Source organism: Micromonospora parva (genome assembly GCF_040649675.1).
GTDB classification, from domain to species: domain Bacteria; phylum Actinomycetota; class Actinomycetes; order Mycobacteriales; family Micromonosporaceae; genus Micromonospora; species Micromonospora parva.
The window spans coordinates 104091-123356 of sequence record NZ_JBEZFX010000005.1; the positions used below are offsets into that span (position 1 = coordinate 104091).

Annotated in this window: 17 protein-coding genes; all 17 read right to left on the bottom strand. The window is 69.9% G+C overall.

Going from position 1 to position 19266, the window contains the following annotated elements; translation table 11 throughout:
• Positions 1–60: 60 nt before the first annotated feature.
• The 17 genes from nuoL to mqnC all read right to left on the bottom strand — a co-directional run bounded on the left by nuoL (position 61) and on the right by mqnC (position 19263).
• Positions 61–1986 (bottom strand): NADH-quinone oxidoreductase subunit L, encoded by a 1926-nt coding sequence (nuoL, locus tag AB0C03_RS14235; RefSeq protein ID WP_030334141.1) that lies wholly within the window; start codon positions 1984–1986, stop codon positions 61–63.
• A 12-nt stretch (positions 1987–1998) separates the two neighbouring features.
• Complete coding sequence (nuoK, locus tag AB0C03_RS14240) at positions 1999–2298, bottom strand: NADH-quinone oxidoreductase subunit NuoK (RefSeq protein WP_030334139.1); 300 nt, start codon at positions 2296–2298, stop codon at positions 1999–2001.
• On the bottom strand, positions 2295–3065 hold the full coding sequence (locus AB0C03_RS14245) for an NADH-quinone oxidoreductase subunit J (protein ID WP_357636968.1): 771 nt from the start codon (positions 3063–3065) through the stop codon (positions 2295–2297). The genes nuoK and AB0C03_RS14245 overlap by 4 nt, the downstream gene beginning before the upstream one ends.
• Positions 3062–3703 (bottom strand): NADH-quinone oxidoreductase subunit NuoI, encoded by a 642-nt coding sequence (gene nuoI / locus AB0C03_RS14250; RefSeq protein ID WP_030334137.1) that lies wholly within the window; start codon positions 3701–3703, stop codon positions 3062–3064. The genes AB0C03_RS14245 and nuoI overlap by 4 nt, the downstream gene beginning before the upstream one ends.
• A gap of 1 nt (position 3704) precedes the next feature.
• Positions 3705–5057: an NADH-quinone oxidoreductase subunit NuoH gene (nuoH, locus tag AB0C03_RS14255; RefSeq protein WP_030334136.1), complete on the bottom strand. Its 1353-nt coding sequence runs from the start codon at positions 5055–5057 to the stop codon at positions 3705–3707.
• A complete protein-coding gene (locus AB0C03_RS14260) occupies positions 5054–7567 on the bottom strand; it encodes an NADH-quinone oxidoreductase subunit G (RefSeq protein ID WP_030334135.1) in 2514 nt (837 codons plus the stop codon). Before AB0C03_RS14260 ends, nuoH begins: the two co-directional genes overlap by 4 nt.
• A 55-nt stretch (positions 7568–7622) precedes the next feature.
• Positions 7623–8939 (bottom strand): NADH-quinone oxidoreductase subunit NuoF, encoded by a 1317-nt coding sequence (gene nuoF, locus AB0C03_RS14265; protein WP_210858518.1) that lies wholly within the window; start codon positions 8937–8939, stop codon positions 7623–7625.
• On the bottom strand, positions 8936–10087 hold the full coding sequence (gene nuoE, locus AB0C03_RS14270; RefSeq protein WP_210864997.1) for an NADH-quinone oxidoreductase subunit NuoE: 1152 nt from the start codon (positions 10085–10087) through the stop codon (positions 8936–8938). The genes nuoF and nuoE overlap by 4 nt, the downstream gene beginning before the upstream one ends.
• 52 nt (positions 10088–10139) lie before the next feature.
• Positions 10140–11465, bottom strand: a complete 1326-nt coding sequence (locus AB0C03_RS14275; RefSeq protein ID WP_030334127.1) for an NADH-quinone oxidoreductase subunit D — start codon at positions 11463–11465, stop codon at positions 10140–10142.
• The gene (locus AB0C03_RS14280) at positions 11462–12199 is read right to left on the bottom strand and encodes an NADH-quinone oxidoreductase subunit C (protein ID WP_030334125.1); all 738 of its coding nucleotides are present in this window, start codon (positions 12197–12199) and stop codon (positions 11462–11464) included. Before AB0C03_RS14280 ends, AB0C03_RS14275 begins: the two co-directional genes overlap by 4 nt.
• Positions 12196–12873 carry a NuoB/complex I 20 kDa subunit family protein gene (locus AB0C03_RS14285; protein ID WP_030334123.1) on the bottom strand — a complete coding sequence of 226 codons (678 nt, stop codon included), beginning with the start codon at positions 12871–12873 and terminating at the stop codon, positions 12196–12198. The genes AB0C03_RS14280 and AB0C03_RS14285 overlap by 4 nt, the downstream gene beginning before the upstream one ends.
• Before the next feature lie 14 nt (positions 12874–12887).
• Positions 12888–13253, bottom strand: coding sequence for an NADH-quinone oxidoreductase subunit A (locus AB0C03_RS14290; protein WP_007454588.1), 366 nt, complete (start codon positions 13251–13253; stop codon positions 12888–12890).
• 191 nt (positions 13254–13444) lie between these two features.
• Entirely contained in the window at positions 13445–14722 is a 1278-nt protein-coding gene (locus AB0C03_RS14295) for a geranylgeranyl reductase family protein (protein WP_030334120.1), read from the bottom strand.
• 139 nt (positions 14723–14861) lie between these two features.
• Entirely contained in the window at positions 14862–15086 is a 225-nt protein-coding gene (locus AB0C03_RS14300; RefSeq protein WP_030334118.1) for a hypothetical protein, read from the bottom strand.
• 86 nt (positions 15087–15172) lie between these two features.
• Complete coding sequence (locus AB0C03_RS14305) at positions 15173–15883, bottom strand: demethylmenaquinone methyltransferase (protein WP_030334115.1); 711 nt, start codon at positions 15881–15883, stop codon at positions 15173–15175.
• A 189-nt stretch (positions 15884–16072) separates the two neighbouring features.
• A complete protein-coding gene (locus AB0C03_RS14310; RefSeq protein ID WP_435823372.1) occupies positions 16073–17698 on the bottom strand; it encodes a hypothetical protein in 1626 nt (541 codons plus the stop codon).
• A 374-nt stretch (positions 17699–18072) separates the two neighbouring features.
• Positions 18073–19263, bottom strand: a complete 1191-nt coding sequence (gene mqnC / locus AB0C03_RS14315; protein WP_030334111.1) for a cyclic dehypoxanthinyl futalosine synthase — start codon at positions 19261–19263, stop codon at positions 18073–18075.
• Between the last annotated feature and the right edge of the window lie 3 nt (positions 19264–19266).

Below are 19266 nucleotides of genomic sequence, written 5' to 3' on the forward strand. Positions count from 1 at the left end.
CGGCCTTACCTCCGTCGTCACTGCGTGGTCCGCCGGCGGGGACGGGCGTATTGAGGTCGATCACGCCAACCACCCCGCCTGCACCGCCAGGAACGCCGCCATCACCAGCAGCGCACCGGCCAGGATCGAGGTGGCGTACGAGCGGACAAAGCCGGTCTGCATCCGGCGGAGGCGACCCGAGCCACCGCCGACCGCGGCGGCGAGCCCGTTGACGAGCCCGTCGACGCCCCGGTTGTCGAGGTACACCAGCGCCCGGGTGAGGAAGATGCCCGGCTTCTCGAAGACCGCCTCGTTGACGGCGTCGGTGTAGAGGTTGCGCCGGGCGGCGGTGACCAGCACCCCGGCCGGCTGCGGCGCGGTGGCCGTACCGGCCCGGAAGAGGAACCAGGCGAGCCCGGCGCCGAGCACGGTGACCAGCAGCGACAGCGTGGTGATCACGGCGTGCGAGAGGACCGCCTCGTGCTCGGCGTGTTCGCCGCCCAGCCCGGCGGTCTGGGTCAGCCAGTCCGGAACGGACGTGGAGAGCAGGAAGCCGGCACCGACCGAGCCGACCGCCAGCAGGATCAGCGGGATGGTCATCAGCTTCGGCGACTCGTGCGGGTGCTCGATGTCCTCGGTCCACCGCTGCGGGCCGTGGAAGGTGAGCACGAACAGCCGGGTCATGTAGAACGCGGTCAGCCCGGCGCCGAGCAGCGCCGCCCCTCCGAAGAGCCAGGCGGTCCAGTCGTCCCGCTCGAAGGCGGCCACGATGATCGGCTCCTTGGAGAAGAAGCCGGAGAACGGGAACATGCCGATGATGGCCAGCCAGCCCATCATGAAGGTCAGCCAGGTGATCTTCATGTGCTTCGACAGGCCACCGAAGCGGCGGATGTCGACCTGGTCCTTCATCCCGTGCATGACCGAGCCGGCGCCCAGGAACATGTTGGCCTTGAAGAAACCGTGCGCCAGCAGGTGCACGATGGCCAACGCGTACGCCGCGCCGCCGAGACCGACACCGAGGAACATGTAGCCGATCTGGCTCACCGTCGACCAGGCGAGCACCCGCTTGATGTCGTCCTTCGCCGCGCCGATGATGCAGCCGATCAGCAGGGTGAGCGCGCCGACGCTGACCACCACGAGTTGCAGCGTCGAGTTGGCGGAGAAGATCGGGTTGGACCGGGCGATCAGATAGACACCGGCGGTGACCATGGTGGCGGCGTGGATGAGCGCCGACACCGGGGTCGGGCCCTCCATCGCGTCCGGCAACCACGCCTGGAGCGGGAACTGACCGGACTTACCGGCCGCGCCGAGCAGCAGCAACAGGCCGAGGACCAGCACTGTGGTGCCGGTCAGCGCGCCGACACCGTTGAACACCTCGTCGTACTGGGTGGTGCCCAGGGTGGCGAACATGATGAAGATGCCGATGGCCAGGCCGGCGTCGCCGACCCGGTTCATCAGGAACGCCTTCTTGCCGGCGGTGGCCGCGCTCGGCCGCTCGGTCCAGAAGGAGATCAGCAGGTACGACGCCAGACCGACGCCCTCCCAGCCGAAGTACAGCATCACGTAGTTGTTGCCGAGCACCAGCAGCAGCATCGCCGCGACGAACAGGTTGAAGTACGCGAAGAACCGACGACGGCCCGCGTCGTGCGACATGTACTCCACCGCGTACAGGTGGATCAGGAAACCCACCCCGGTGATCAGCAGTACGAAGACCGCGGCCAGCGGGTCGAACAGCAGGCCGAAGTCGACGCGCAGATCACCGACCGCGATGAAGTCCCAGAGGCTCAGCTCGACCGACTTGTTCTCCAGGCCACGCAGCTGAAAGAAGAAGCTCAGGCCGAGCACGAACGCGGCGCCGATGGCAGCGACGCCCAACCAGTGCCCCCAGCGGTCGGCCCGGCGGCCGAGCAGCAGCAGGATGGCCGCGCTGACCAGCGGGATCGCCACCAGCAGCCAGACGCCCCCGAGCAGCCCCGTGGCCTGGGCGTATTCCACAGTCTCTTCCACCGGTGGACCCCTCTAGTACTTCAGCAGGTTGGCGTCGTCGACGCTCGCGGAGCGTCGCGTCCGGAAGATGGACATGATGATCGCGAGCCCGACCACGACCTCGGCCGCCGCCACCACCATCACGAAGAACGCCATGATCTGACCGTTGAGGTCACCGTTGATCCGGCTGAAGGTGACCAGCGTCAGGTTGGCCGCGTTGAGCATCAGCTCCACGCACATGAACAGCACGAGCGCGTTGCGCCGGACGAGCACCCCGGCGGCACCGATGGTGAACAGCACCGCCGCGAGGACCAGGTAGTAGTCAGGCGTCATGAGTCTGTCCCCTTCAGCGTGGTCTCCTGCGCGGTCAGCTCCCGCACCGGCAGGATCTCCGGCGTGCTCCGCTCCGAGAGGCGGCCGTCCGGCAGTCGGGCCGGGGTGGCCACCGAGGACGAGGTCGCGAAGACGCCGGGGCCGGGCTTCGGGCCGGGGTAGTTGCCCGGCGCGAACCGCGCCCGCATCGTCGACACCTGGTCGACCTTGTCCTGCTTGCGGCGCTCGATGTGCGCGAGCACCATGGCGCCGACCGCCGCGGTGATCAGCAGCGCCGAGGTCAGCTCGAACGCGAAGACGTACTTGGTGAAGAGCAGTCGGGCGATGCCCTGCACGTTGCCCTCCGCGTTGGCCTGCTCCAGGCCGACCGCCGTGGTGCCCTCCAGCGCCCGGTAGAGCGCGCCGCCGACCAGACCGGCGAAGCCCAGCCCCAGCACGATCGCGGCGACCCGCTGGCCGCGCAACGTCTCGATCAGCGAGTCGGTGGAATCCCGGCCGACAAGCATCAGCACGAAGAGGAAGAGCATCATGATCGCGCCGGTGTAGACGATGATCTGCACCATGCCGATGAACGGCCCGGCCTGGAGCACGTAGAAGACGCCCAGGCAGAGCATGGTGAGCACCAGCCAGAGCGCGGAGTGCACCGCGTTGCGGGCCGCCACCATCCCGATCGCGCCGATCAGTGCGAGCGGCCCGAGGATCCAGAAGGTGACCTCCTCGCCGCCGGACACCCCACCCGCCGCGGCCAGCACCGTAGACGTGGTCATGCGTTCTCTCCCTTGCCGGCCGCGACCCGCTGGGCGGCCTGCTCGGCGCCCGGGAACGTCACGCCGGGGTGCTCCTCGACCTGGTAGCGGCCGGGGCCCATCGGTGACGTCTCCGCACCGGCGGAGGTGCCCGGGTTGTCCAGCGCGCCGACGTAGTAGTCCTTCTCGCTGTCACCCAGCCGCATCGGGTGCGGCGGCTGCTCCATGCCCTCCAGCAACGGCGCGAGCAACTGCTCCTTGGTGAAGATCAGGTCCTGCCGGTTGTCCCGGGCCAGCTCGTACTCGTTGCTCATGGTCAGCGACCGGGTCGGGCAGGCCTCGATGCACAACCCGCAGAAGATGCACCGGGCGTAGTTGATCTGGTAGATGCTGGCGTACCGCTCACCCGGCGAGAAGCGCTGCTCGTCGGTGTTGTCGCCACCCTCGACGTAGATCGCGTCCGCCGGGCAGGCCCAGGCGCACAGCTCACAGCCGATGCACTTCTCCAGGCCGTCCGGGTGCCGGTTGAGGATGTGCCGCCCGTGGTAACGCGGCGCCGACACCGGCGGCTTGAACGGGTAGTCGGTGGTGACGACCTTCCTGAACATGTGCGAGAAGGTGACACCGAATCCCTTGAACGTTCCGGTGATCGCGCCCACGTCACACCTCCCTGGAGTCCGAGCCGGCAACGATGTTGGCCGGCTCCCGCTCGGCGACCACGCGCGTGATACGCGGGCTCGGTGGTACCTGAAGATCCATCGGCGGCAGCGGGAAGCTCCCGTGCGGCCGGTTGTCGACCTGTTCCTGCGTCGTCGGCTTCGGCTTCGGACGCCGGCTGGGCCAGAAGATCGTGGCGATCAGCAGGATGCCGGCCGGAATACCGACGGCGATCATCTTGCCGCGGGTGTCCCAGTCCTCGATGGAGCGCAGGCCCGACAGGACCAGGATCCAGACCAGGTTGATCGGCAGCAGCACCTTCCAGCCGAGCCGCATGAACTGGTCGTACCGCAGCCGGGGCAGCGTGCCCCGCAGCCACACGAAGACGAAGACCAGCGCGATCACCTTGCCGAAGAACCAGAGCATCGGCCACCAACCGGAGTTGGCGCCCTCCCAGATGGTGATCGGCCAGGGTGCCCGCCACCCGCCCAGGAACAGCGTCGTGGTGACAGCGGACATGGTCACCATCGCGACGTACTCGCTGAGCATGAAGAGCGCGAACTTCAGCGAGCTGTACTCGGTCATGAAGCCGGCGACCAGCTCGGACTCGGCCTCGGGAAGGTCGAACGGTGCCCGGTTGGTCTCACCCACTGTGGCGATGAAGAAGATGATGAAGCTCGGCAGCAGCAGGATCGCGTACCAGCCCGGGGCCGGAACCGTCTGGCCGAAGATGGTCAGCTCGGTGCCGTCCCCCTGAGCGGCGACGATCCCGCTGGTGCTCATCGTGCCGGCGGTCATGAAGACCGCCACGATGCTCAGCCCCATCGCGACCTCGTAGGAGATCATCTGGGCGCTCGACCGGAGACCACCGAGCAGCGGGTACGTCGAACCGGACGCCCAACCACCCAGGACGACGCCGTAGACGCCCATCGAGGAGCAGGCGAGCAGCAGCAGCACCGCCACCGGCACATCGGTGACCTGCAACGGGGTGTGGTGACCGAAGATGCTCACCATCGGGCCGAACGGCACCACCGACAGCGCGGTGACCGCGCAGATCACCGAGATGGTCGGGGCGAAGAAGTACACGACCTTGTCGGCCGCCTTCGGCAGGATGTCCTCCTTGAAGGCCATCTTCAGACCGTCGGCGAGGGTCTGCAGCAGGCCGAACGGGCCGACCTGGTTGGGGCCGGGCCGCACCTGCATGTAACCCACGACGCGCCGCTCGAACCAGACACCGAGCAGGGTGGCCAGCAGCCCGAAGGCGAACGCGAAGACAATCTTGCCGAGAACCAGCCACCACGGATCCCGGCCGAAGTCGGCCAGCGTGGGGTCCTGGGCGAGGATTGACGGAGTCACTGGTTACCCCCGGAGTTAAGGAGCGGACCCGGGAGACCGGTCTCGTCGGCCGCCACGCGCCCGGCCGGAATGGCCGTACTCGGTGCGGGGACGGAGATCCGGACGACCGCGCCGGACGTCGCCCCGAGGCTGCGCCGCACTGTCGAGCCGGGTGAGTTGGTCGGCAGCCAGACCACGCCGTCCGGCATCTCGGTGAGTTCCGCGGGCAGGGTCAGCGCCCCCCGGTCGGTGCCGACAGTGACGGCGTCACCGTCGACCACACCGAGCGCCTCGGCGGTGCCCTTACCCAGCCGGACCACCGGCGGACGGGCGGTGCCGGCGAGGTTCTCGTCGCCCTCGGTCAGGGTGCCGAGGTCCACCAGCTGGTGCCAGGTGGCCAGCACGGCTTCCCCGGCCTTCGGCTCCGGCACCCGGCCCGGCGCGACCGACGGCGCGGCCGGCCGCGACATCCGCGTCGCCGGCAGCGTGCCCAGCTCGCGGCGCACGCTCAGCACGTCGGCGGTGCCGAGGCGCACGTCGAGCAGCGCGGCCAGCGCGTCGAGCACCCGGCCGTCGGTCATCGCGGTGGTGTTCAGGACCGCCTCGAACGGGCGCAGCCGACCCTCCCAGTCCAGGAAGCTGCCGGCCTTCTCGGCCACCGGGGCGACCGGCAGCACCACGTTCGCCCGCCGGGTCACCGCGCTGGCGCGCAGCTCAAGGCTGACCAGGAACGGCACCGCGTCCAGGGCGGACTCGGCCAGTCGCGGGTCGGCCAGGTCGGCCGGGTCGACACCGCCGACGACCAGCGCGCCGAGCTGCCCGTTGGCCGCCGCGCTCAGGATGCCGTCGGTGTCCCGGCCGGCCTGACTGGGGATCACCCCGGCCGGGATGTCCCACGCCTCACCCAGTTCGGCCCGAGCGGCCGGTTCGGTCACCAGGCGTCCACCGGGCAGCAGGTTGGGCAGGCAGCCCGCGTCGACCGCGCCGCGGTCACCAGCGCGCCGCGGCACCCAGGCCAGCTTCGCGCCGGTACGCCGGGCCACGTCGGCCGCGGCGGAGAGCCCACCCGGCACGGTGGCCAACCGCTCGCCGACGATCAGGATCGCGCCCGGGGCGCTCAGCGCCTCGCTGACCGTGGCGTGCTCGGCGAGCACGCTGGCCTCCTCGCCCGGCACCACCCGGGCCAGCTTGGCACCGAGCTTCTCCAGGCCGCGCGTGGCGAAGGGCGCCAGCGCGTACACCGTCAGGGTCTTCTTCAGGTACGCCTTGCGCAGCCGCAGGAAGAGGATCGGGCACTCCTCCTCGGGCTCCAGGCCGACCAGCACCACCGCCGGCGCGTTCTCCACGTCGGTGTAGGTGACGTCGGTGACCCCGGCGACCGAGCTGGCCAGGAAGTCGGCCTCCTCGCGGGAGACCGGTCGGGCCCGGAAGTCGATGTCGTTGGTGTTCAACGCGACCCGGGCGAACTTGGCGTACGCGTACGCGTCCTCGACGGTCAGCCGACCGCCGGTGAGCACCGCGGTGCCCTGCCCGCTCTCCCGAGCCGTGTGCAGCCCCTCGGCAGCGACCGTGAGCGCCTCGCTCCAGGACGCCTCGCGCAGCTCACCGGTCTGCTCGTCGCGGACCAGCGGCGTGGTCAGCCGGTCGGCGGCCCGGGTGTACTGGAAGCCCCACCGGCCCTTGTCGCAGTTCCACTCCTCGTTGACCTCCGGCTCGTCGCCGGCCAGCCGGCGCAGCACCTTGCCGCGCCGCCAGTCGGTGCGCTGCCCGCAGCCGGCCGAGCAGTGCTCGCAGACGCTCGGGCTGGAGACCAGGTCGAACGGGCGGGCGCGGAACCGGTACTGGGCACCGGTCAACGCGCCCACTGGGCAGATCTGCACGGTGTTGCCGGAGAAGTAGGAGTTGAACGGGACGTCCCCGCTGTCCTCCCCGGACTCCACGCCGTACGCGTCGTCCCGGTAGATGTTGATCTCCTCAGCGGACGACCGGCCCATCAGGTCGATGAACTTGTCGCCGGCGATCTCCTCGGAGAACCGGGTGCAGCGCTGGCAGAGCACGCACCGCTCGCGGTCCAGCAGCACCTGGCTGCTGATCGCCATCGGCTTCTCGTACTCCCGCTTGTGCTCGTGGAAACGCGAGTCGGTGCGGCCGGTGGACATGGCCTGGTTCTGCAGCGGGCACTCACCACCCTTGTCGCACATCGGGCAGTCCAGCGGGTGGTTGAGCAGCAGCAGCTCCATCACCCCCTCCTGCGCCTTCTTGGCCACCGGGGAGGTGATCTGGGTGCGGACCACCATGCCGTCGGCGACGGTCTGGGTGCAGGAGGCGACCGGCTTGCGCTGCCCCTCCACCTCGACCAGGCACTGCCGGCACGCGCCGGCCGGGGCCAGCAGCGGGTGGTCGCAGAACCGGGGGATCTCGGTGCCCATCTGCTCGGCGACCCGGATCAGCAGTGCCCCCTTGGGGGCGGTGACCTGGACGCCGTCGATGGTGAGGGTGACGGTCTCGGTCTGCTTGGCTACGTCGGTCATCAGAGTCGCCCTTCATTCGCGACTGCGGGACTCGCAAGCTCGTTCCTCGCGCTCATCAGTGCGCACCCACCAAGGTCTTCTCCGACAGCTTGGGAGCTTTACGACCCTCGATGTAGTCGAGGTAGTCCTGCTTGAAGTACTTCAGCGAGGAGGTCACCGGGCTGGTCGCGCCGTCACCCAGGCCGCAGAACGACCGGCCGAGGATGTTGTCACAGGTGTCCAGCAGGGTGTCCAGGTCTTCGTGGGTGCCCTGACCGGCGAGGATCCGCCGGTAGACCCGGACCATCCAGTAGTTGCCCTCACGGCACGGGGTGCACTTGCCGCACGACTCGTGGTGGTAGAACTCCAACCACCGGTACGTCGCGTAGACCGGGCAGTCCTGGTCCGAGAAGATCTGCGTGGCAGTGGTGCCGAGGATCGAGCCGGCCGCCGCCACCCCCTCGAAGTCGAGTGGCACGTCCAGGTGCTCGGCGGCCAGCAGCGGGGTGGACGAGCCGCCCGGGGTCCAGAAGCGCAGGTTGTGCCCGGGCTGCATGCCACCGGCCAGCTCCAGCAGCTCGCGCAGCGTGATACCCATCGAGCACTCGTACTGGCCCGGGTTGGCGACCCGCCCGGAGAGCGAGTAGATCATCGGCCCGGAGGACTTCTCGGTGCCCATGCTCTTCCACCAGTCGGCCCCACCGAGCACGATCGGCGGCACGCTGGCGATGGTGCCGACGTTGTTCACCACCGTCGGGCTCGCGTACAGGCCGTGGGTGGCCGGGAACGGCGGGCGCAGCCGGGGCTGGCCCCGGAACCCCTCCAGCGAGTCCAGCAGCGCCGTCTCCTCGCCGCAGATGTACGCGCCGGCGCCGGAGTGCACCACCAACTCCAGGTCGTAGCCGCTGCGCAGGATGTTCCGGCCGAGGTAACCCTTGTCGTACGCCTCCTGGACCGCGTTGCGCAGCCGACGCGCGGCGTGCACCGCCTCGCCCCGGATGTAGATGTAGGCGCGGGCGGCCCGGATCGCGTACGACGCGATGATCACGCCCTCGACCAGCGCGTGCGGGTCGTGGGTCATCAGCGGCAGGTCCTTGCAGGTGCCCGGCTCACCCTCGTCGGCGTTGACCACCAGGTAGTGCGGCTTACCGTCGCCCTGCGGGATGAAGCCCCACTTGAGGCCGGTCGGGAAGCCGGCGCCACCCCGGCCGCGCAGCCCGGAGTCCTTGATCAGCTGGATCAGGTCGTCCGGGTGGGCCTTGAGCGCCTTGCGCAGCGCGGCGTAGCCGTCGAGCTGCTCGTACGTGCCGATGCGCCAGGCGTCCGGCGACAGCCAGCGCTTGGTCAGCACCGGCGTCAGCTTGGCCAGCGTCTCCGGGCGGGGAGTGGTCACTTCTGGGCCCCCGTTTCGCTCGCGTCAGCCGATCCGGCGCCGTCGGCGTCCGTGTCGGCCTTCGCTTCGGTGAGGTTGCGCTCCTGCGCCCCGGCCTCGTCGCCGGCGGGCTTGCCGTCGCCGGCCGGCGCGTTGGCCGCCACGCCGGCCGCCTCGGCCGAGCGCGCGTCGCCGGCCTGTGGCGCGGTGCCGCTGCTGTCCGCCGGGGCCTTCGTGCCGGGCGCGTCCGGCACAGCGGTGCCCGCGTCCGGCTGCCGGGTCTCGGCGGTACGCACCTGCGGCGACTTGTCGTCCGGTGCCTTCACGTCCCGGGCGGTGCTGCCGGCGGCGGCCGCCGGCTCGGCGACCCCGGTCGGGGCGGACGCCCCGTCGCCACCCTTGACCGGCGCGGCGCTGGCCTCGACGGGCGCCGGCTTGGCGGCCTCCGCCTTCGCCTTCGCCTCGGCGGCGGCCTTGTCGGCCTCGGCCTTGCTGCGGATCGGGGTGTTGGGGTCGAAGTTCGGCACCGAGACGCCGTGCTGCTGGGCCAGCCGCAGCCCGCGCAGGGTCGGCTCGCCCGGCCCGCCGTCGGCGACGGCACCGTCGCGGTCGTCGGCGAAACCGGCGAGCTGCACCGCCATCTCCTTGAGGGTGCAGAGCCGGGCGCCCCGGGTCGGCATCGGCCGGCCGCCGGCCCGCAGCTCGTCGACCACACCGACAGCGGTGGAGGGGTCCACGCCGTCGAAGAAGTCGTAGTTGACTGTCATCACCGGGCCGTAGTCGCACGCCGCCAGGCACTCGGCGTGCTCCAGCGTGATCGTGCCGTCGGCGGTGGTCTCGTCGTGCCCGACGCCCAGGTGCTCGGAGAGGGTGTCGTAGACCTCCTGGCCACCGAGCACGTTGCACATGGTGTTGGTGCAGACGCTGACCAGGAAGTCACCGGTCGGCTTGCGCTTGTACATCGTGTAGAAGGTGGCCACCGCGCCGACCTGGGCCTTGTTCAGCCCCAGCACCTCGGCGCAGAACGCGACACCGGCCGGGGAGACGTAGCCCTCCTCGGCCTGCACCAGGTGCAGCAGCGGCAGCAGCGCCGAGCGGGACCGGTCCGCCGGGTAACGGGCGATGATCTCGCGCGCCCGCTCCCGGGTCTCGTCAGTGAAAGTCGTCATCAGCGCCGCCTTCCGTTCGCGACTGCGGGGCTCGCAAGCTCACTCCTCGCACTCACCGGTCACAACCCCCCATGACCGGGTCCAACGAGGCTCCGCCGGCGATCACGTCGGCGATCAGACCGCCCTCGGCCATCGCCGGGAGGGCCTGCAGGTTGACGAAGCTCGGCTCCCGGTAGTGCACCCGGTAGGGCCGGGTGCCACCGTCGGAGACCGCGTGGACGCCCAGCTCGCCGCGGGGCGCCTCGATGGCGACGTACACCTGGCCGGGCGGGACCCGGAAGCCCTCGGTCACCAGCTTGAAGTGGTGGATCAGCGACTCCATCGACTGACCCATGATCTTCGCGACGTGCTCCAGCGAGTTGCCCATGCCGTCGACGCCGATGGCCAGCTGCGCCGGCCAGGCGATCTTGCGGTCGGCGACCATCACCGGGCCCGGGCGGAGCCGGTCCAGCGCCTGCTCGACAAGCTTCAGCGACTCCCGGATCTCGGCGAGCCGGACCTGGTAGCGACCCCAGACGTCACCGTCGGGGTGGGTCGGCACGTCGAACTCGTACGTCTCGTAGCCGCAGTACGGCATGGTCTTGCGCAGGTCCCAGGCGAGGCCGGCGGAGCGCAGCACCGGGCCGGTGATGCCGAGCGCCACGCAGCCGGTGACGTCCAGCACCGCGACGTTCTTCGTCCGCTCGGTCCAGATCGGCTGGCCGGAGAGAAGGTCCTCGTACTCCTTGAGCTTCTTCGGCATCATCTTGAGGAACTCGCGGATCTTGACGACCGCGTCGTCCGGCACGTCCTGCGCCACACCGCCGGGCCGCACGTACGCGTGGTTCATCCGCAGACCGGTGATGGTCTCGAAGATGTCGAGGATGTACTCCCGCTCCCGGAAGCCGTACAGCATGATCGAGATCGCGCCCAGCTCCATGCCGGTGGTGGCCAGCCAGACCAGGTGCGACGAGATCCGGTTGAGCTCCATCATCAGCACGCGGATGGTGGTGGCCCGCTCGGTGATGTCGTCGGTGATGCCGAGCAGCTTCTCGACGGCGAGGGCGTACGCGGTCTCGTTGAAGATCGGGGCGAGGTAGTCCATCCGGGTCACGAAGGTCGAGCCCTGGACCCAGTTGCGGTATTCGAGGTTCTTCTCGATGCCGGTGTGCAGGTAGCCGACGACCGAACGGGCCTCGCGGACCGTCTCGCCCTCCAGCTCCAGGATCAGCCGCAGCACCCCGTGCGTGGACGGGTGCTGCGGACCCATGTTGACCACGATGCGCTCGTCGTTGATCGGGTCGGTGCCCGAGACGATCGTGTCCCAGTCCCCACCGGTGACGGTGAAGACCCGACCCTCGTCGGTCTCACGCTCGCTGGCGTAGTTCGACGTCGTCACTGGTACGACCTCCGCTCGTTCGGCGGCTGGATCTCCGCGCCCTTGTACTCGACGGGGATGCCGCCGAGCGGGTAGTCCTTGCGCTGCGGGTGCCCCTCCCAGTCGTCCGGCATGAGGATCCGGGTCAGGCTGGGGTGGCCGTCGAAGACGATGCCGAACATGTCGTACGCCTCCCGCTCCTGCCAGTCCGCGGTCGGGTAGACGGCGGTCACGCTGGGCAGGTGCGGGGCCTCGACGGAGACGGCGGCCTCCAGCCGGACCCGCCGCCGGTACGTCATCGAGGTGAGCAGGTAGACCACGTGCAGGCGACGCTCGTCGGCGCCCAGGTAGTCCGCGCCGGACACCGAGGAGCAGAGCTCGAACCGCAGCGCCAGGTCGTCGCGCATCACCTGGCAGACCTCGGCGATCCGCTCCGGGCGTACGTGCAGGGTCAGCTCACCCCGGTCGACGACGACCTTCTCGATGGCGTCGTTGAAGGCCGGGTACGCCTCCTCCAGCGCGTCGCGGACCTCGTCGAAGTAGCCCCCGTACGGCCGGGACGCCTCCTCGATGGGCTGGCGCTGGCGGACCAGGCCGCCGTAACCGGACACGTCGCCGGTGCCCTGGTTGCCGAACATCCCGCGACCGGCCGGGCTGGCCGGCGGGAACTCGGCGGGGGCGCCACTGGTGGCGCCGGCCGGCACCACCGGCAGCGGTACGCCGCCGTCGTTTGGCTTGTCCGTGGGTGACGTCATTTCGGGCCTGCCTGCGGGTGGAGGTGGTTCTGAGCGTTCATCCAGTTCTCGATGCGCAGCTGCTCCTCGCGCCCCTCGCGGACCGCCCGGGTCCACTCGGCGCGCCGGGCCTTGTCGTTGCGGTACGAGGACGGCATCGAGCCGTAGGGCACCACCGGAACGTCGCCGCGCTCCTGGCGCGCGGCCAGCATCTTGCGACCGTTCGGGCCCAGTGGCTCGTACATGATCTTTTCGCGGAGCTTGAGGATCGCGTCGATGAGCATCTCCGGCCGGGGCGGGCAGCCGGGGAGGTACATGTCGACCGGCACCACGTGGTCGACGCCCTGCACGATCGCGTAGTTGTTGAACATGCCGCCGCTGCTGGCACAGACGCCCATCGAGAGCACCCAGCGCGGCTCGGCCATCTGGTCGTAGATCTGGCGCAGCACCGGGGCCATCTTCTGGCTCACCCGGCCGGCCACGATCATCAGGTCGGCCTGCCGGGGCGACGCCCGGAAGACCTCCATGCCCCAGCGGCCCATGTCGTAGTGCGGACCACCGGCGGCCATCATCTCGATGGCGCAGCAGGCCAGGCCGAAGGTGGCGCCCCACACGGACGACTTCCGAGACCAGTTGACCAGCTTCTCCACCGAGGTGAGCAGGACGCCGGCGGGAAGCTTCTCCTCGATGCCCATCTGACGTTCCTTCCTCAGTCCCAGTCCAGGCCGCCGCGCCGCCACACGTAGGCGTACGCAACGAAGACCGCGACGATGAACAGGACCATCTCCACGAAGCCGAAGATCGGCAGAGCGTCGAACGAGACCGCCCAGGGGTAGAGGAAGATGATCTCGATGTCGAAGACGATGAAGAGCATCGCCGTCAGGTAGAACTTGATCGGGAACCGCCCGCCGCCGACCGGCTGCGGGCTGGGCTCGATGCCGCACTCGTAAGCCTCGAGTTTGGCCTTGTTGTAGCGCCGGGGACCGGCGAAGCGGGCGGCGCCGACGGAAAACAGCGAGAACGCCGCGGCGAGGGCGAACAGCCCGATGATCGGTGCGTAAGGCGAGAGCGACATCGTTTTCTCCTGCTCGTCCTTCCCTGCCCTCGGTGCTTGACGAAAATCACACTATTCACGTCCCTCGCAGTGGCAGTCGGCGGGGGTCGATCTTTGTCGGCGCCGGGGCCGTGACCAGCACCGATGCCGTCCTACGTATACAGTTCCGGCTGTCGTCGATGACCGCTGGACCCGCAGGGCCACTCCTCGCGCTACACGGCGGGAGCGGCTTTCGTCATCGCGTTGATGACCCGGTCCATCGCGTCCCCGCCGCGCGGGTCGGTCAGGTTGGCCAACAACTTGAGCACGAAACGCATCAGCGTCGGATGCGGCATGCCGTGTTTGGTGGCGATCCGCATGATCTCGGGGCGGCCGATCAGTTTCACGAAGATGCCGCCCAACCGGTAGTAGCCGCCGAGTCGGGCCTTCAGCTCGTTCGGGTACGCCAGCAGCGCGCGCTCCCGCTCCGGGCCGGCCGGCCGGGCGAGGGCCTGGACCACGACCTCCGCGGCCAACTCGCCGGACTCCATGGCGTACGCGATGCCCTCACCGTTGAACGGGTTGACCATGCCGCCCGAGTCGCCGACCAGCAGCACGCCGCGCGTGTAGTGCGGCACCCGGTTGAAGCCCATCGGCAGCGCGGCGCCCAGGATCGGGCCGTCGGCGTTGGCCTCGTCGGTCATCCCCCAGTCTTCCGGGGTGTTGGCGAGCCAGTCGGTGAGCAGCCGGCGATAGTTGGTCTTGCCGAACGCCGAGGACGAGTTGAGCACGCCGAGGCCGACGTTGACCCGCCCGTCACCGAGGCCGAAGATCCAGCCGTACCCGGGCAGCAGGTTGTCGCCGCTGTCCTTGCTGCGCAGCTCGAGCCAGGACTCCAGGTAGTTGTCCTCGTGCTTGGCCGGCGAACGGTAGTAGCGGCGGACGGCCACACCGATCGGCCGGTCCTCCCGCTTGGCCAACCCGAGCGCGAGCGGGAACCGGCCGGAGACACCGTCGGCCGCGACGACCAGCGGGGCGCGGAAGGTGGTGGGCTCCTTGCCCGGCCCGACCTCCGCCTCGACGCCGGTGACGCGACCATCGTCGTCGAGCACGGGGCCCAACACGTTGACGCTGGTCCGCAGCTTCGCGCCGGCCGCCACCGCCCGCTGGGCGAGCAGGTCGTCGAAGTCCAGTCGCGTGCGCACCAGACCGTAGTTGGGGAAGCTGGCCAGCTCCGGCCAGTCCAGTTCCAGGCGCACCCCACCGCCGATGACCCGCAGGCCGCGGTTGTGCAGCCAGCCCGCCTCAGGCGAGGTGTCCACACCCATCCGGATGAGTTGGCGCACCGCGCGCGGGGTCAACCCGTCGCCGCAGACCTTCTCCCGTGGGAACTCGGTCTTCTCCAACAACAGCACCCGTACGCCGTGCCGGGCCAGGTGGTACGCAGTCGCTGATCCACCGGGACCGGCGCCCACGACAATGACGTCGGCGTCGTGTTCCACCGCGGTCATTCGCGCCTCCTCCCGCATGCTCGTGAAATGCTTCACAAGCCAGACGGGACGAGTGTATGACCGGCGTCATACCAGCGCAGGATCAGGGGTACCTAACTCGCCGATGTGACACCCCATGACCGTCCACAGCGGTCAGGTGTCAGGCCGGGCTGGAGGCGTCCAGGCCCGCGTCGACCCGGATCGTCTCCGGCAGATGCTCGCGGAGCGCCCCGCCCGCCGCGCGGTCCAGCGCGGCCAGCACCTCGGCGACCACCTGCCGGACCTCGACCGGGTCGGCCCCGGCCAGCTCGCGCAACTGGGCGATGAGTTCGGCCGCGTCGTCGTCGGTGGCGGCCACCGGGTCCGCCGGGTCTGCTCCGGTCATGCGGTCGAGCGTACGGGGCAAAGTGGACTAAAGCCTGATATTAGCGGAACCTGAATAATGTCCGCGCCCGCTGGAGGGGTCCGCCGCTACTGGCGGATCCCCCGGTGCAGGGCCACCACGCCACCGGTCAGGTTGCGCCACGCCACCCGCCCCCACCCGGCCGCGGCCACCCGCCCGGCCAGCGCGGACTGCGCCGGCCAGGCCCGGACCGACTCGGCGAGATACACGTACGCCTCGGGGTTGCTCGACACCGTACGAGCCACCGCCGGCAACGACCGCATCAGGTACGACAGGTAGACCGTCCGGAAGACCGGGTTGACCGGGGTGCTGAACTCGCAGACCACCAACCGGCCACCCGGCCGGGTCACCCGGGCCAGCTCACGCAGCGCCGCGTCGGTGTCGTTGACGTTGCGCAGCGCGAAGGAGATCGTCACCGCGTCGAAGCTCGCGTCGGCGAACGGCAGGCGCAGCGCGTCCCCCGCCAACAGCGGCACCTCGGGCCGGGCCCGCTTGCCGGTGTGCAGCATGCCCAGCGACAGGTCCACCCCGACCGCGTACGCCCCGGACTGGGCCAGCTCACGCGTCGAGACGCCGGTGCCCGCGCCCACGTCCAACACCCGCTCGCCCGGCCGCAACCCGAGCGCCGCCCGGGTGGCCCGACGCCAGGAGCGGTCCTGCCCCAGCGAGATCACGGTGTTGGTCAGGTCGTAACGCTCTGCCACGCCGTCGAACATCGCGGCGACCTCGTGCGGCTGCTTGTCCAGACTGGCGCGCTGGCCCTGCGGGGTACGGCTCACCCCTCCACTCTGCCAGCCGCCCGCCAATCGACACTCGCTGGGTGGCGTGGCACGCACCACTGACGCGAAAGGGCGGGGTGGTCGCCCACCCCGCCCTCGCGTCGTGCCTGCGTCCCTGACGCCTCAGTCAGGACGCGTACCGCCGTCGCTGTCGCGCCTCGTCCGCGCGCCGTCGCCAGCGGCCCGGTGTCAGTCGGTCGACTTCTCGTCGGCCGGCGAGACCACCACCACCTTGCGGCGACGGGTGAGCACCAGCAGCGCTCCACCCACGAGCAGGATGATCGCGCCGATGCCGCCGATCAGGCCGACCTGCACACCGGTCACCGGCAGGCCACCACCTCCCGAGCCGCCACCGGTGGAGCCGCCACCGGCACCCGGCGAGACGGTCGCGCCCGGCGTCGTCGTACCGCTCGAGCCCGGCGTCGGAGTGACAGTCGCGCTCGGCGTCTGGGTCGGCGTGGCCGTCGCGGTCGGCGTCGGCGTGACCGTCGGAGTGTCAGTCGGGGTCGGGGTCGGGGTCGGGGTCGTCGTCTCCGTCGGAGTCGGAGTCTCCGTCGGGGTCGGCGTCTCCGTCGGAGTCGGCGTCTCCGTTGGGGTCGGCGTCTCCGTCGGAGTCGGCGTCTCGGTAGGAGTCGGGGTCGGGGTCTCCGTCGGGGTCGGGGTCTCCGTCGGGGTCGGCGTCTCCGTCGGAGTCGGAGTCTCCGTTGGCGTCGGGGTCTCCGTCGGCGTGACGGTCGGTGTCGGGGTCGGCGAGCCGGTCGGGGTGACCGTCGGCGTCGGAGTGGGCGACCCCGTCGGAGTGACAGTGGGCGTGGGCGTCGGCGTCGGGTCCACGGCCAGGTCGACGAAGACGTCGAAGACCGCCTGGTTGTCGCCCTCGTCGACCTCGGTGAAGGTCTTCCGCTGTGCGGTGCTGGCCCGCCGCGGCTGCTCCTCGGGCCTGCCGGCTGCCACGTCCAGACCGTGCGCCACCAGCTCGCCGACCCGCAGCACCGGCTCGGTGACGTCCTTACCGACGGTCACCTTGATGTCCGCCGTGTAGTAGTCACCGGGCCGGATCACCGCGCCGTCGTCCTGACAGAGCGCCTGAGCGACACCGAACGTCTGCGTGGTGCAGGTGTCCGGCAGCGTGTCGAAGGTGACGCCCGCCGGGAGGGTGAGCACGTAGGCGAGGCCGGTGGCCTTGCGACTGCCGTCGTTGTAGACCGCCCAGTCGACCGGCACCGTCTCGCCCGGCCGCACCGGACGAAGGTCGGGGTCGTCACCGTTGACACCGTTCACCACGACGTTCGCGTTGACGTCCTGCACCCAGCTGGTGAGGTCGTACCCGGGCTCGGTGACGGTGATGTCGTGCTCGACCTTGTTGTCTTCCTTGTTGGGGTCCTCGGTCGCCGACCGGATGGTGACCACCAGGGTGCCGGCAGCGCCCTTACCGCCGGTGGAGAAGATCGGGATGCCGAAGTCCTCGCTGGTGCCGGCGGCCAGGTCACCAAGGCGGCAGGTGAACTTCTTGCCGTTCACCCGGCAACCGTCGGGCACCACGACCCGAACCTTGTTCATCGTCAGCTTGCTGGTGTCCACCGTGTAACTGACACCCTTGGCGTCTTCCTTGCTCCGGGTGTTGTCGACAGTGAACTTGAACGGCTTGCTCTTGGCCTCCGTCACGCCCTTGGCCAGGTTGTAGCTGAGCGGCACCAGGGCCAGATCGGCCTGCTCGGCCGCCAGCACCGGGGCGGCAACGGCGGCGATACCACCGGCCGCGATCAGCGCCACGACACTGGCGCGCACCAGCGTCGAGCGGTGGAACGCTGTCATCAGTCCCCCGGGGGTAGGGAAGAAAGAATGGTTGCGGAACGAGCGGACGCTATCGGAGGCCGATCTCCCACGCCAGCAGGCGGACCCGATTTCATCCGTCCGGCCCGAGCTGGGCAGACAGTGCGGGCGGGATGGTCACCCATCCCGCCCGTACTGCCGTGCGTTATATGAACGACCCGCAGCGGGCCGATGGAGGACAGCCCCGTACGTCGACGGTGGTGCCAGATATGAGCCGGGACGCTAGCCGCCGACGATCATCTCCACCAGACCCGGACCGGACAGGCTGACGCTGCGGCGGCGGGGACCACCCGTACCGCCGGGGCGATTCGGCGGGAGCATGAGCGTCGATCAGCCGAACGGCCACCTGCCGACCGTCAGCTGACGTCCACCAGGGGTAGGGACTTTCCCGCACCACCGCCGGGCAGCGCGATCGAGGAGAAGTGCGAGACCACCCGCTCGTCGGTCGGGTCGTCGGCCGGCGTGTGGTGCACGGCGAGCCGGTTGTAGAGGGTGTCGCGCTGTGCGGGGATCCGGTCCGCCGAGCGGATCATGCCGATCAGCTCGTGCAGGTTGGAGCGGTGCCGCGCACCAGCGGAGGAGATCACGTTCTCCTCCAGCATGATCGAGCCGAGGTCGTCCACGCCCATGTGCAGGGAGAGCTGCCCGACGTCCTTGCCGGTGGTCAGCCAGGACGCCTGCAGGTGCGGGACGGTCTCGAAGAACAGTCGGGCCACCGCGACGAGGCGCAGGTATTCCACGGTGGTCGCCTGGGTGCGGCCCTTGAGGTGGTTGTTCTCCGGCTGGTACGTCCACGGGATGAAGGACCGGAAACCGCGGGTGCGGTCCTGCACGTCCCGGATCATGCGCAGGTGCTCGATCCGCTCGGCGTGCGTCTCGCCGGTGCCCATCATCATGGTGGCGGTCGACTCGATGCCCTGCCGGTGGGCCAACTCCATGACCTCCAGCCAGCGCTCGCCCGACTCCTTGAGGGGGGCGATGGCCTTGCGGGGCCGCTCGGGCAGCATCTCCGCGCCGGCGCCGGCGATCGAGTCCAGACCGGCGGTCTTGATCCGGGCGATGGCCTCGTCCAGGCTCACCCCGGACACCTTGGCCATGTGCAGGATCTCGCTGGGGCCGATCGAGTGGATGACCAGGTTCGGGTACGCCTGCTTGACCGAGGAGAACAGCTCCTCGTAGTACTCCACGCCGTAGTCGGGGTGGTGCCCGCCCTGGAGCATCACCTGGGTCGCGCCCAGCTCGACCGCCTCGCCGCACCGGCGCAGGATCTCCTCGGTCGGGTGGGTCCACCCTTCCTGGTGCTTGGGCGCGCGGTAGAAGGCGCAGAACTTGCACGCCGTCACGCAGACGTTCGTGTAGTTGATGTTGCGGTCGATCAGGTACGTGACGACGTTGTCCGGGTAGCGCCGCCGGCGCACCGCGTCCGCCGCCTCACCCAACGCGTGGAAGGGCGCCTCGGTGTAGAGCAGCAGGGCCTCCTCGGGCGTGATCCGCCCGCCGTCCGCGCCGCGCTGCAGGATGTCGTCGATCTCCCGGCTCACCGTCACACC

Coding starts and splice junctions, on each gene's coding strand:
- AB0C03_RS14285 (WP_030334123.1), bottom strand. CDS start 12,873: ATGGGCATCGAGGAGAAGCTTCCCGCCGGCGTCCTGCTCACCTCGGTG.
- AB0C03_RS14260 (WP_030334135.1), bottom strand. CDS start 7,567: ATGACCGACGTAGCCAAGCAGACCGAGACCGTCACCCTCACCATCGAC.
- AB0C03_RS14295 (WP_030334120.1), bottom strand. CDS start 14,722: ATGACCGCGGTGGAACACGACGCCGACGTCATTGTCGTGGGCGCCGGT.
- nuoE (WP_210864997.1), bottom strand. CDS start 10,087: ATGACGACTTTCACTGACGAGACCCGGGAGCGGGCGCGCGAGATCATC.
- AB0C03_RS14310 (WP_435823372.1), bottom strand. CDS start 17,698: ATGACAGCGTTCCACCGCTCGACGCTGGTGCGCGCCAGTGTCGTGGCG.
- nuoK (WP_030334139.1), bottom strand. CDS start 2,298: ATGACGCCTGACTACTACCTGGTCCTCGCGGCGGTGCTGTTCACCATC.
- AB0C03_RS14300 (WP_030334118.1), bottom strand. CDS start 15,086: ATGACCGGAGCAGACCCGGCGGACCCGGTGGCCGCCACCGACGACGAC.
- AB0C03_RS14245 (WP_357636968.1), bottom strand. CDS start 3,065: ATGACCACGTCTACGGTGCTGGCCGCGGCGGGTGGGGTGTCCGGCGGC.
- AB0C03_RS14280 (WP_030334125.1), bottom strand. CDS start 12,199: ATGACGTCACCCACGGACAAGCCAAACGACGGCGGCGTACCGCTGCCG.
- AB0C03_RS14290 (WP_007454588.1), bottom strand. CDS start 13,253: ATGTCGCTCTCGCCTTACGCACCGATCATCGGGCTGTTCGCCCTCGCC.